Origin of the sequence: Phormidium sp. CCY1219 (assembly GCF_035615515.1) — a bacterium.
Taxonomy (GTDB): Bacteria; Cyanobacteriota; Cyanobacteriia; order Cyanobacteriales; family Laspinemataceae; genus CCY1219.
In genome coordinates this window covers 22,072-35,504 of sequence record NZ_JAJENT010000448.1, presented here as the reverse complement: position 1 = coordinate 35,504, position 13,433 = coordinate 22,072, and the positions used below count along the sequence as shown (strand labels likewise).

The 13,433-nt window shown below is 49.7% G+C and carries 11 protein-coding genes; 4 read left to right on the top strand and 7 right to left on the bottom strand.

Annotated elements, in window-relative coordinates:
* Positions 1-36 precede the first annotated feature (36 nt).
* The 3 genes from LKK83_RS10690 to LKK83_RS10680 form a co-directional block, all read right to left on the bottom strand.
* Positions 37-786: a DUF561 domain-containing protein gene (locus LKK83_RS10690; protein WP_324631083.1), complete on the bottom strand. Its 750-nt coding sequence runs from the start codon at positions 784-786 to the stop codon at positions 37-39.
* Between the two features lie 65 nt (positions 787-851).
* Positions 852-1,682, bottom strand: a complete 831-nt coding sequence (locus LKK83_RS10685) for a sulfurtransferase (protein WP_324631082.1) — start codon at positions 1,680-1,682, stop codon at positions 852-854.
* A complete protein-coding gene (locus LKK83_RS10680; RefSeq protein WP_324631081.1) occupies positions 1,675-1,833 on the bottom strand; it encodes a hypothetical protein in 159 nt (52 codons plus the stop codon). Before LKK83_RS10680 ends, LKK83_RS10685 begins: the two co-directional genes overlap by 8 nt.
* On the opposite strand from LKK83_RS10680, the gene LKK83_RS10675 reads away from it, so the two are divergent.
* From LKK83_RS10675 to LKK83_RS10665, 3 genes are all read left to right on the top strand, one after another.
* A complete protein-coding gene (locus tag LKK83_RS10675; protein ID WP_324631080.1) occupies positions 1,823-2,446 on the top strand; it encodes a CDP-alcohol phosphatidyltransferase family protein in 624 nt (207 codons plus the stop codon). The genes LKK83_RS10680 and LKK83_RS10675 overlap by 11 nt on opposite strands.
* A 179-nt stretch (positions 2,447-2,625) precedes the next feature.
* Positions 2,626-4,089, top strand: a complete 1,464-nt coding sequence (locus LKK83_RS10670; protein WP_324631079.1) for an AAA family ATPase — start codon at positions 2,626-2,628, stop codon at positions 4,087-4,089.
* The gene (locus LKK83_RS10665; protein WP_324631078.1) at positions 4,086-4,829 is read left to right on the top strand and encodes a ParB N-terminal domain-containing protein; all 744 of its coding nucleotides are present in this window, start codon (positions 4,086-4,088) and stop codon (positions 4,827-4,829) included. Before LKK83_RS10670 ends, LKK83_RS10665 begins: the two co-directional genes overlap by 4 nt.
* A 131-nt stretch (positions 4,830-4,960) precedes the next feature.
* Here LKK83_RS10665 and LKK83_RS10660 read toward each other — a convergent pair whose 3' ends face one another.
* The 4 genes from LKK83_RS10660 to LKK83_RS10645 all read right to left on the bottom strand — a co-directional run bounded on the left by LKK83_RS10660 (position 4,961) and on the right by LKK83_RS10645 (position 11,317).
* Positions 4,961-7,030, bottom strand: a complete 2,070-nt coding sequence (locus LKK83_RS10660; RefSeq protein ID WP_324631077.1) for an ATP-binding protein — start codon at positions 7,028-7,030, stop codon at positions 4,961-4,963.
* 56 nt (positions 7,031-7,086) lie between these two features.
* Positions 7,087-9,180: a P-loop NTPase fold protein gene (locus LKK83_RS10655; protein ID WP_324631076.1), complete on the bottom strand. Its 2,094-nt coding sequence runs from the start codon at positions 9,178-9,180 to the stop codon at positions 7,087-7,089.
* Positions 9,181-9,281: 101 nt separating this feature from the next.
* Positions 9,282-10,160, bottom strand: a complete 879-nt coding sequence (locus LKK83_RS10650) for a hypothetical protein (protein WP_324631075.1) — start codon at positions 10,158-10,160, stop codon at positions 9,282-9,284.
* A gap of 206 nt (positions 10,161-10,366) precedes the next feature.
* Positions 10,367-11,317, bottom strand: coding sequence for a glycosyltransferase family 2 protein (locus LKK83_RS10645; RefSeq protein ID WP_324631125.1), 951 nt, complete (start codon positions 11,315-11,317; stop codon positions 10,367-10,369).
* Between the two features lie 878 nt (positions 11,318-12,195).
* On the opposite strand from LKK83_RS10645, the gene LKK83_RS10640 reads away from it, so the two are divergent.
* Complete coding sequence (locus LKK83_RS10640) at positions 12,196-13,416, top strand: glycosyltransferase (protein WP_324631074.1); 1,221 nt, start codon at positions 12,196-12,198, stop codon at positions 13,414-13,416.
* Positions 13,417-13,433 lie beyond the last annotated feature (17 nt).

Below are 13,433 nucleotides of genomic sequence, written 5' to 3'. Positions count from 1 at the left end.
AAACGCGAGTTTCTGTCTCCTAGAGGGAAACTGGTTCTAGGTGCGAACGGGAGAACGACGCACGGTGGTGAGGGCTTCGACTAAGCTGCGAACTCCAGCGATCGCGGCAATTTCGCTATCCAGGCGGTTGATGGCAGAACCCACACCTACCCCTGCAGCACCGGCAGCGATCGCCATCGGGGCGGTGACGCTGGAAATGCCAGAGGCGCACAGGACCGGCAGGTCTACCGCCCGAGAAATCTCGTAGGCGGCGGCTAAGGTGGGGGTTGCTTTTTCGATCAAGCCCAGGGTTCCGGGGTGAACCGGGGTGCTGCTGGTGCCTCCTTCGGTTTGGATGATATCCGCACCGGCTTTCACCAATTCCTCGGCGAGTTGCACTTGTTCGTCTAATTCGAGAATGTGGGGAACGGTGACGGAAAGGGTGATGTCGGGCAGCAGCGATCGCGTTTCCCGGGTCAGTTGCAGCACTTCTGCTGCTTCAAACCGACGGCCCATCGCGTAAAAAGCGTCAAAATTCCCAATTTCAATTAAATCCGCACCGGCTTCCACGCAGGGGAGGAATTTTTCCGGTTCTACGGCAGATACACAAACGGGCAAATTTGTCAAGTCTTTTGCCAGTTTGACCAACTTCGGATCGGCGGCAATATCCACAAAGGTTGCACCGCCTCGTTCGGCTGCTTTGACGGTGATGGCGACGCGATCGCGCTCAAAGTTGGTTAAACCAGTGATAATTTTCAGGGCACGCCCTTCGGCAAAGTCACGCTGTAGGGTAGGATGCATAGTCATCTTGTATGTTTTCTCTCCAGCCGTTTTCAAAATTATTGTGACATCGAAAGGTCAAAGTGACCAATTTAACCCTCGATTAAATAAGAACACCAATCACTCCAACTGCCCGCGTAAAGTTTGGCGTTGGGAATACCGGCCATTTCCATCGATAGGAGATTGACGCAGGCGGTGACGCCGGACCCGCAATAGACCATAATTTCTTCGGCGTTTTCCAGTTCTTTCCACCGCTGTTGTTGTTCGGTGTAGGATTTTGCTATGCCGCGATCGTCGCTGACCTGTTTCCAGGGATAGTTTACCGCCCCGGGAATGTGGCCGGCGATCGGGTCGATGGGTTCGCGTTCTCCTCGGTAGCGATCGCTGTCGCGGGAGTCCACTAACACCACTTCGGGCCGGTCTTTGCGGGTTCTGACGGTTTCGATGTCTACCAGGCGATCGGATCGCAACTGCGGCGTGAAGCTTCCCGGGGTGGGTTTGGGTACTTCATCGGTGACGGGATAGCTGGCGGATTTCCACCCTTGAAATCCGCCATCTAACAGGACTATGCGATCGTGTCCCAGGTAGCGCAGCAGCCACCACAAGCGCGCCGCAAAGGCAAAGCGGGAGTCATCGTAAGCCACTACCAGGGTTTCGGGGGAAGAAATGCCGATGGCGGCCATTTTTTTGGCGAATTCCATCGGATCGGGCAAGGGATGGCGTCCCCCGTGTTTCTGAACCGGACCGGAGAGATCCCGGTTCAGATGCAGGTAATGAGCGCCGGGAATGTGGCTGTCGCGGTATTGCTCTTGTCCCTGTTCCGGTTCGGCAAGGGAAAAGCGACAGTCGGCGATCGCTAGTTGGGGATCGTGGCGGTGTTCGTAAAGCCACTGGGGGGAAACGATTAAATCGGTGTCAGTCATCGGCAATAAAATGGGTAAACCGAAGGTTAGTTGCATTTCTAGGGTAAACCGGACGGGTCGGTTTTGGATCGCGGCGATCGGAAAGGGAAAATGCCAAACCGGGCAATTCGGCGTTAATATAACACCATTGAAGTGCAGTTATGGGGGACATAATTGTGGAAAGTTGGGCGCGCGATCGCACGCAATTTATTGTCGATCCGATTGCTAAAGTGATGGCCAATGTGGGAATTTCTGCCAATGCAATCACGGTGGTGAGTTTTTTACTCAATGTGGTGGCGGCGGTAGCGATCGCTTTGGGTTATCCTTTGTGGGGCGGCTTGCTGATGGGATTGATTGCTATGCCGTTAGATGCGATCGATGGTACGGTGGCGGAATTTCTCGGTCAGCGCAATCAATTTGGTGCGTTTTTTGATTCGGTGTTCGATCGCTTTTCCGAAGCTTCTATTTTAATCGGGATTGCGGCTTTATCCCTGCAGCGTCAAGATGACCTGACGGTGTTGCTCTGTTTGGTGGCCCTGCTGGGTTCGCTGATGGTGAGTTATACCCGCGCCCGGGCGGAAGGGTTGGGCATCGAGTGCAAAGTGGGATGGTTCTCGAAAACCCCTCGGGTGATTGTGGTCGCCACTGGGTTGATTCTGAACCGCCTCGCGATCGCAATTCCAGTTCTGGCAGTTGTGAGCTTTCTGACTGCCTTTCACCGGATTATCCATGTCTATCTCGTCACCCATCCGACCTCCGAGGACTCTGGCGTGGCGCGCGGATAGCTGTAGGGTGGGTTGACCCCGGGACTTCTCCATGACAAGTTCTGTGTCGGTCCCCATGCCCACCCGACTCTACTCATTTGGGGGATAAGATAAAATTCGCGACTTGCATCCCCAATCGCCAACAACAGTTTATAATACCGTTTAAGCATTCCCCGGCTTTCTTACAGAGGTGAACACCCTTGAAGTTCTTCAATCCCGAACTTTGTCGCAATGAGAGCGAAGTCGAAAGCAAGCTAATTGTCAGCTATCTGCTGCCCCGGTTAGGGTACAGTCCCGACACCTGGCACCAAGAGGTCACATTTAGCAGCATTCGGTTAGATTTCTTAGCTTTCGCCACCCAAGCCATTCCCTTTGTTCTAGATGCAAGCTCCCCCCTGAGCGTGATAATGGAGGCGAAGCATCCCCAGCAAAACTTAAATCGTCATTTGCGAAAATTTCGCTGTTATCTAACCAAATTGCATGTAAAATATGGCCTATTGACTAACGGTAAAGAACTCCGCATTTATGAAAGAGTCGGAGAAGAAATCGAGTTAGTTTTTCAATGTCGGGGGCGCGAAATTGAAACCAAAATCGAGCAGATAAAAGCGATAATTGGCAAAGATAGTCAGCAGGAAAATCGGCAGCAAACCGCTTGGGATGTGGCGCAATCTCCACCGCAAACCACCGCTGACGAACCGCCTGCAAATGCTCCCCCGAAGCCAGTATCTGCCCGCCCAGCAGCCCCACCCAGACAGGCACAACCCAAGCGCGATCGCACGGTAAAAGTGAGGAGGTCTCGTCCGATGAAAAAAATCGCCGTTTATCACAACAAAGGTGGCGTCGGCAAAACCACCACCGTGATTAATTTAGCCGCCGCCCTCAGCAAAAGAGGCAAGCGAGTATTGATTATCGATATGGATAGTCAAGCCAATACCACTTTTGCTGTAGGTTTAGTCAAATTTGTAGACGAAGAAGATGACAATCTGAGACACAAAAACATCTTGCAGGTCATTAGTTCGAGAGCGAAACATCCCATTTCCGAAGTAGCGCAACGGACGGATTTTACCAGCAGTGAGGTTGATGCGATTCCCTCTCATATTAGTATCATGGCGGAAGAAAGGCGGTTAGTTGAAGTAGAAGCAACCAAAACTCGCCTGGATGAAAAATTAAAACAAGTTGAGGGGGATTACGATATCGTCATAATTGATACCCCTCCCTCCCTGAATCTCTACGCGAGAATTGCGTTAATTACCGCAGATTACTTGATTATTCCCTCGGATTTAAAACCCTTCGCCAATGAAGGGCTAAAAAATGTCGAGGATTTCGTACAAGATATTGACGAGTTTCGCGCGATGCTGGGGAAACCGTCGGTGCAAATTCTGGGAGTGTTGCCCAGCAAAATATCCACCAATTCTCGCTTCGTGCAATACACATTACCCCGGCGAGAAGCGGTGATTACCGAGCGCTATAACTTGCCTTTAATGCAAACTCGAATTTTCGAGCGCGAGGATTTAGCCAGAGCGGTGGAAAATACGGTGCAATTGGGAGATTTAGACATTCCCGACCCTAAATCGGTATTTGATTACAAGCCAGATTCTCAGTCTGCTGAAGAATTTGATAAGCTAGCTTTGGAAGTGATGGACAAAATCGGGAAAAATCAATGAGCTTAAATACATCCTTAGTAGATATTGTCAGTATCAAACCCAACGCCTCCCGGTCGCAATTTTCCGAGTCAGACTTGGAAGAAGTGGCTAAGGCAATGGTAGAATTAGGGGGAATTTTAAAGCCTTTAATTCTGCGAAGAACGGGAATTTCCAGCTTTGAGGTGATTGTTGGTGATTTTGAGTATTATGTTGCCGTGAAAGCCAGCGAAATCGACGATGATATCGAGATGGTGAGGGCATTTATTATCGAACCAGAACAGGAGGAAATTGTCCAGCGACAACTCGCCGCCGGGGAACCCAAGCAAGTCTTGAGGGAAACTCCCAGCAGCGAAATCGCCACCGGATTTACCCCAGGGGTAGATTCGCGCATTACTAATATGGAATCGCGCCAAACCAATCTAGAATCCCGATTGGATGCTGCTTTAAATAGCCTCAAACAAGAACAAGCCACCTTTATGCAGCAACTAGAGGATAAAATTGAAGATGTGGAACGTCAGATTCCGCCCCAAGGTTCTATTTTAGATGCCTTCAATCAGTTAAGTGAATCTGACTTAGCGTTTCGCTTGCAAACGGCTGGCGTGAAGGGAAAAACCGGGGGAACAATAATTAAAAACATCGTCAAAGCGCGCCATGAAAAGCCGTTTGAATCCTTGAGTGATGTTGTGGCTCGGGTGAAGGGTTTAAGTGACAAGAGAATGTTGGCAATTGTAGATACTTGGTCGCGGGTTTTGTTTAAATAGAAATTCGCGATGCAGCGGGGGATTAAAATCGCGCTGAGGCAAGCAAATTCCGCCGACGCGGACTTGCATGGAGTGCGAGATACTCGCACTCCCGTTTCAATTTCCCAGTCCCAATGCCACCTAGTCAGCGACTATTTGCCCAATGCTTCTAACACGCAAATCAACTGTGCCGCCTCCTGGACGCTTTCATCTAAAATCAGCAATTTTTTTTCCATGCAAAGCTGAAAAATCAACTCGCTCACCTGATATTCTTCCACATCAGAAAACTGGTCTAAGGCATTTTGAGTCAGCACTTGACGGCCCATAATTTGCTGAGTTTTCACCAAAGCCAATAAATACTCTTTCACCTTTTTGAGTGGGGTTTTGCGTTGGGTGGTGCTAGCCAATTTTTTCGGGGCGGGGTTGCCGGTAGAGACGCCGATAATGCGAGTATAGCCAGAAAAAACGCCTAAGGTTTCCAAGAGGGGACAGTCTTGCAAAATCTTCGACTGGCGAATTAACTCCTGTAATTCCTGCAAATTCGGGGTCAGATTTCCCACCACCAATTCTCCCGCACAAGCAGCATTGACCAACTGGTGATAGGTGGCTAAATAATGCAGAGAAAGCAAATCGGGCAAAATGTGACGATGGGGATGACCGGTAAAGATTTGGGAATATAGGCGATTGCCCATGTTTTTGCGGGTTCCCAGACGTTCGCCGCGAATCAAATAGAGGGTTTTACAGAGCTGAACTTTCAGGGCTTTTTCGCAGGCTTTCATTATATGATAAAAGCTCACTAAATTCGGATCTTCGGTCCAGACGACGCCAATTCTTCCCAGTTGGGCGGGGAGGTGATAGCTGAGGGAATAGCTGGCATAGGTGGGACTGCGGAGCAATTTTGGCTGAATCCCGCCCACTTGCAGCGCTTCGAGGGCTTCTCGCACCATTTGCATCAATTCGGGGGCGGAAAATTGACGAATGCGGGTGATTTTGCTTTCAGTTTTGCGAAACTCTTTCATCCACAGTAAGCGAAAGGCAGCGATCGCATCCACTGCAGAAGACTCCCTCTCCCGCCCCGACTCCCGGACCGGTTCTCCTTCGGCGCGCCTTCCGCCTTCGTACTTTGCCTTCTGAAATATCTGCCTTCCCAACATCAGCGCAAACCGAGGTAGGGTTTTCCCCCCGGGAAACTTCGCCTCTAAATCATGGCGATGGATGGGATAAATCGGCGATCGCGGTTTCGGATTGGCTTGTTGATGCAGCGGATACAGGCGCGCCGCCATCAACGCCTCCGCCTCATCCCACCCGATCGCACTCAAGCGAATTTTGCGATCGATCCGCGCCAAATCTGCCGGTTGGATGCGCTTGTAATTCTGCTGCCAAGTATTGGTAATTACGCTCACAATCACCAAAAAATTCTTCAGCTTTTGGTTGTGAATCATCGAATTCACATTAAACAACGCCTGTAAATTAATCAACCCATCCAACCCGCGATCGATATTATCCAAATTATCGAAACACAGCACGATCGGTTGCGTTGCTGCCGCAATTTTACCAAAATTCGATAAAATCTGCTGCGCCGCACTTTCCGAATCAATCGATCGCTTCACCCGCAATGCCTTGAGACTCTTTGCATCTAAATCATCCCCTTTCAACCATTCCCCCGCCAAATTATATAACTTCGGATTGGTCAAATCGTACAATACCCCAAAAAACTCATTAGCATTATAAATTCCCGCCGGATAAGATGTTTTAAAATTGCGAACGAACAATTGCCGTTCCCCGAGAACCCGCTTCATCAATCCGGTTTCTTGAAATGCCGACAATCCCTTCAACCACAGCAACAATTGCGATTCTTGTTGTCCTTCCGGGACATACATTAAACTATCCACAGTATTGCGAAGGGTATGTCGCCAGATAAAATCGCTTTCGGGCCAAGGTTCGATATAGGCAAAAAACGCCTTAGAATTGAGCAAGCATTTGATGCGGCCTAACAGGTAACTTTTTCCAGAACCGGAATCGCCAGAGAGCAAAATCGTGCGAGTTTGATGGTCTTGTGCCACGCGATCGACCACAGATTCGATATCGCGAAGCACCGATTGATGTATCGAATCGATGGTAAAGGCGGGATGATATTCTTCCTGCCAAAAATTACCCGGTCGAAAGGTGGTGGAGTCGAAGGGATTGACAGATTCTTGAATAATGCGATCGATAGATGCCATTTCGGATTCCTCTTTCCTACTAATGATGAAGCAGCCAAAAAACGGCGGGCGAAATCCTACCGTTTCCCCTGATAATTGACCGCATAAACCAATTGGTCTGACAAATCCGCCTCCGGATTTAAAATAGCCATGCGATGATTGGTCTCGCAAAGATGTTCGAGTAAATGGTTGACTTGCGATTCGTTGATGTGGGAGAATTGAGAGAGTGCTTCTTGCAGCAAACGCTGGCGCGCCATACATTGTTGGTCGATCGCGCGATTGAGGAGAAAATCCTCCACCGGTGCCCACAGTTCCTTCGTCGCCTCACTAATCGGCAAACTCGGAACCACGCCCAATTCTTGCAACAGGAAACAGCTATGGAGAATTTGCGACTCGCGGATAGCGGTTTGCAATTCGGCGATATCCGGGGTGCGATCGCCCACGATTAAATCCCCCGCATAGGCATCGTTCACCAAAGCGTGATAGGTGGCTAAATAGCACACCGACTCCAGATCCGGTTTGATGTGACGGTGGCGAGACTCCCGGTAGATGTCCGAGTAAATTTTATACCCGAGATTGTTAGGCGTCCCCACCCCTTCTTGGCGAATCAGATGCAAAATATCGCACTGCCCGGAGGCGATCGCCTCCTGACAAAGCTTCATAAAATTGCAAAACTTGGTCAAATTCACATCTTCACTCCACGCCACCCCAATCGTTTCCCCCTCACCGGGCACCTGATAGGTTAACGAATAACTGGCATAAGTAGGACTTCCCGCAAACAACCGCAGTTGAACCGCCTGCATTTCCAGCGCTTCCAACACCTCTGCCAACATCGCCATCAACTCCGGCGAGGAAAACTGACGAATCCGGGACACTCTCTCCTGGGTTTGGTTGAACTTGTGTAACCACACCAACTTAAACGCCGCCAAAGTGCGCTCGAAGTGCGACACTTCCGCCGCCTCCAGACTTGCCACCCCGTCTTCTTTCCCCGTTTCTGGCACCTGCGCCGGGGTCGTCACTTCCCGATATTCCACATCGATATACTCCAAGGTATCGCGCATCTGCGCCACTTTCCACTCTTGGAATAACTGTCGGCCCAACATCAGCACGTTGCGCGGGCGGGTTTTCCCCCCGGGGAACTTTTCGGCGAGGATTTCGCGGTCCAGGGGATACAAATTCGAGGGCGGTTGGGTGGCAGATTTGCGATGCAGCAAACACAACCGACTGGCCCACAGTGCTTCCCCTTGATAGAGGTTAATTTGCTTCAGTTGAATGAAGGCATCGATGCGGTCTTTATCGGTTGCTTGTACCCGGAAGGCATTTTGTCGCCAGGTATCGGTGATAATGCTAATCATCACCAAAAAGTTTTTTAACTTTTGGGTGTGAATTACCGTATTGACGCTAAACAAACTTTGCAGGTCGATCGCGCCCTCGGAGGTGCGGGCGATGTTATCTAATTGGTCGAAGCAGAGGACAATCGGCAGGGTTTCTGCGGCAATTCGGCCAAAATTTGCCAGCATTTTTTGCGCGGCATCTTCGGTGTCGATGGAGTGCTGGACGCGCAACAGTTTGAGACTTTCTTCATCTAAATCGTCTCCACGCAACCACTCGCAGGCGAGGGAGGAGAGTTTGGGATTGGTCAAGTCATAAAGGACGCCGAAAAATTCGTGGGCGTTATAAATGCCAGTGGGATAGCGATCGCGCAGGTTGCTAATGAAAAGTTGGCGATCGCCGCGCAGCATATCCCACAAACTGCGATGTTTGAATTCGGACAATCCTTTTAACCACAGAATTAACTGGGATTCTTCTTCTCCTTCGGGAACTTGTAGCAAACTGTCTACGGTGTAGCGCAGAATATGCCGCCAAATGTATTCGCTGGCGGTAAAGGGTTCGATATAGACAAAAAAAGCTTTGGCATTCAGTTGGCGCTTGATTCTGCCCAATAAGTAGGTTTTTCCCGACCCGGTTTCTCCTTCCAGTAACAGGGTGCGAGTCCGATGGTCTTCTGACAGTTGCGCCAGCAAGTCTTCCACATCGGCGATCGCTTCTTGATGGATCGAGTCTACGGTAAAGGCGGGATTTTGCTTTTCTTGCCAAAAGTTACCGGACCAAAAGGTTTCGGCATCAAATGGGTTGGGTTCTCTTTGAATCAGTCGTTCGAGCGTGGCCACGAGTTTACCTCCGGATGGTATTTTTAATGCGAAATTACCGTCAAAATTGAGGGTAAAAATTAATACCCTGCTTCGGCGGAAGCGTTGGGCGGGTATCGAGTTTATCGGCTCAATTTTGCGGGGTGGGTTATAATAATAAAGAATAGCGGACCGCCGATGTCTTGGGGAATTCCCGCTTCAATTTCTTCGGGAGAATAGGCGATCGCTTCTTGCAGGGAACTCAGTTCGATGCGATCGCTGCGTTGCAAGCGATAAAGGGCGCGATCGAGTTCCTCCCGAGACAAGGGCGGTTGTAACTTTTGCCGCAGGTGAAAGATTGGCAAATAGTTATCTGTTCCCCATTCTCGATCCAACGCTTCAATCGTCCGCAAAATATCCTCATCTTGCAAAGAGGACTCGGGTAAAGATTCGGGCGCGGGGGCGGCGGCGGGTTGTGCGGCGGCGGGGGTTTCTGGCGCTTCTGCGGCGATCGTCTCGCGCTTGAATTCCTGACGCAAAAAGCGCAAGTAATTGTGCAGCATATTAAAATTTAGCACCGGGTTGCTACCCCGGGGATTGCACTCGTCGCGCAGGTATTCCACCCCGCGCGGCGTCAGCCAAACTTCTTGGATTTGCGTTTTTTCTGCCTGGATTAATCCCTTCTCCACCAAAGCGCGCAGCACCTCTTGTCGCTTTGCTTCGTTCAAATTTTCCGGTGGCGGATTCCTCCCCTCGGCACAAGCTTGCAGCACGGCCAGTTCTTCATCTGCAATTGGCAACTTCGCGGTATCCAATTGCAGCAGGGATTTACCCGCCGGGGCGAGGGAGAACTCGAGCACTTCCTCGCAATAGGCGACCAATTCGCGATCGGCGAGGGCGCGACAAATGGCATTGCGTTCCCTCGCCTTGGTTTTCGGATTGGGTTTAATCTGTTTCAGGGGGGCGCGATACTCCGCAAACCCCAACAACTCCAGCAAAAACTTGAATTCTTGCACGTTCATGCGATCCCCCTACCCATTTTTGGCAACGACAACAACGGAGACAATGCCTTCAATCCTAGTTTAAATTGAGGCGATCGCTATCGGGGCGATCGGCACCTGTCCCGGATTATCCTCGGTTCCCACAGGGTAACGATGCCGGGGATTTCTCAGGGTGGCAGGGAGGGGTTAACAAGGGGGGAGACCCGTTTGCAGGGTCTATCTTGCGCTTAATTTTTCTTCATCTGTCGTAAAGCGTGAAAGGCTTGTTTTCTCAATCCGAGGGGCAACCAAGAGAGGGTCAAACCGATGGACGCTTTCGCCGGCGAGGCAGATTTTCCCTGTACAATAAGTTGCCGTCCTTGTTGGGTTTCGCCGCTTTCTACCAGGCGCAATCCTAACAGTAATTGGGTTTCACTTAAGCGCGATCGGCGCACGCTTTCTAACGATTCAGATTCAAAGTGATAGCTTTCTAAATAGTTGATTTTGTCTTGGAGATAGGGAATAGCGCGATGCAGCCCTTGCTGTCCGGAATGCACGCGATATTCCATCAGCAATTCCGGCAGATAATAGGCTTTTTTGCCCGCTAAGGCGAGGCGAACGAATAAATCGTTATCTTCGCAGTTTTGCAGGTTGGGACGCATGTATCCCACTTCTGACAATACCGAGCGGCGAAATAAAGTTGCGCCGATTTGAAAGCTTTGCTTGATAAAGACAGTTTCGAGGAGATCGGTGACAATGCCCACAGGTAATTCCGCGCGTCCCCACTGACGAGAATTGAGTTCGGTGGCGCGCGGATCGCGCTGATTTTGACTATCGATAATCCAGTGGTCTGTGCCGACAAAATCAATCGTGGGGTCTTTGTCTAAAATGGCACTGGTTCGCAAGAGGAAATCCGGGGTGAGGCGATCGTCATCGTCAAATTTGATAAAATACTCGCCAGTTGCGGCTTCAAATCCCGATCGCATGTTATTGCTTTTCCCGATATTTTGCGGGTGGCGAATGTAGCGGAGGCGGCGATCGGATAATTTCTCCATCAGCTCCGGAGTGTCATCCGTGGAACCGTCATCGCAAACAATGATTTCCACGTCGCGGATTTTTTGCTGCAGCACGCTTTCAATGGCGAAAGGCAGCAGTTCGACGCGGTTATAAGTGGGAATGCAAACGCTAATTTTCGGCATCAGGCAAGAAAGTATTACGTTACAAAGGGAAGAAAGCTGGCCAATTCTTTTGACTGCCGAGCGCGCCGTAGTCAAGTTGGCATTGCCCACCTGACTATTTTCAGTCATAACATCATAGCGCTGCCCAATTATTGGCTCGGCTTACTGAAGTATTGAATGAGTGTTTCTCGGGGATTGGGTAGCTCCGGAGCAGTTAACCAGGCTCCTTGTCCGAGAACGAATCCATTTGATTTTTAGTTGAAAGATATCCAGCCAATGACTTATTGAGAATACGGTTTGATTTTGATTGGGCTGATGTTAGCAGACTTATGGCTTGGGTTGGACAGTTTGAGCGAGGGTCGCCGAGTTTTTATCATAACAGGACTGACGCGATCGATTCTCTCCCCGAAAAATGGCGCGCTGAGACGGCAAACCCCCCCCAGCAATCTGGGAATCCGTTGCGGGGGATAGAGCCGCCTTGCATTGGTGGATTTACTTTACCCTCTGGTATAGCGCGGATCTAAGCGCTGGAAAAATTATAAAGATTTGTTGCTTTCGCTTCCCGACTCCTGGCATTCCAATGGCAGAACGATCCGAACGAATCGCTGTGCAAGCTTACCTCCCCCTTCGGCGAATACAGTTGACTTGCTAGGGGATTGTGGTAGAATAGCGTATGAATCGAGTTGGATCTGAAAAAGCACCACTCCTTCATCCGTGCGGTGAGTGCCGATCGCTTGCCCCTCCCGTTAATTAGCATCTTCTGTGGTTGAAGGCGATATTTTTCGTCCAATTTATGGCAGGATTGACAATGCATCTACTAAAAAGTGTTGGGAAAAAGTTAATCCTAATATCGTTTTTTTAGGGCAACAAGTTATTCAGATTTTTTGGGCATACCGAATATGAGAATTGCTTTTATCGTAACGCATTTTCCGGCTTTATCGGAAACGTTTATTTTAAATCAAATTGTCGGCTTGATAGAGCGCGGCCATGAGGTAGATATTTATGCCGATAATCCGAGAAATGAGGCAAAAATTCATCCGGATGTAGAAAAATATAAGTTGCTGGAACGGACTTACTACCGCGCCGGACTTTCCCCCAATTTAGTCAAGCGCTGGATCAAGGGAGTGGGTTTGCTGCTGCTGAATTTTTATAAAAATCCCGTGGTGTTAGGTCGCGCCTTGAATGTGACGAAATATGGAGACTACTCCTCCTCATGGCTGTTGCCTTTTGCCGCACTACATCTTTTCGATAAAAAACCCTACGATATCGTCCACTGCCAGTTTGGGTCGCATGGCATTAAAGGTGCGCTTCTCAAAGATATCGGCTTGTTACAGGGAAAATTAGTGACTTCGTTTCGCGGGTTTGACCTGTCCAAAGAACTGCCCAACCTAAAAGATGATTTTTCTCGATGGTTATTCCCGCGCGGAGATTTATTTCTTCCGGTTACCGAGCATTGGAAGAATAAGCTGATCGAACTGGGGTGCGATGAAAATAAAATTATCGTTCATCGGACGGGAATTGACTGCGATCGCTTTTCTTTTCAACCGCGTCAACCCAGTGAAACCGGCGAAATTCGGCTAGTCACTATTGGTCGATTTACCGAAAAAAAAGGCATTGAATACGGGATTCGCGCCGCAGCCAAACTCGCCAAAGCTTATCCGAATTTGCGATATACTATCGTCGGCGATGGCTGGATGAGAAATAGATTCGAGCGGTTAACCGAACAACTGGGGTTACAATCGCAAGTCGATCTGCTGGGGTGGAAACAGCAAGCAGAAATCATCGAGATTTTGAATGAGTCCCATATTCTGCTTGCCCCCAGCGTGACGAGCAAGGATGGAGATAAAGAAGGCATTCCCGGAACGTTAATGGAAGCAATGGCAATGGGGTTGCCCGTGGTGAGTACCTACCATAGCGGCATTCCCGAACTGGTGGAAAATGGCCGGTCTGGATTTTTGGTTCCCGAACGGGATGCAGACAGCTTAGCGGAAAAACTAGAATTTTTAATTCAGCATCCAGAACAGTGGCCCGAAATGGGTGAAGCGGGGCGGAAGCGGGTGCAGGAAGATTATAATATTGCCAAGCTGAATGACCGACTCGTTGAAATTTACAAGTCTTAAGCTTTCACTCTAGAAAA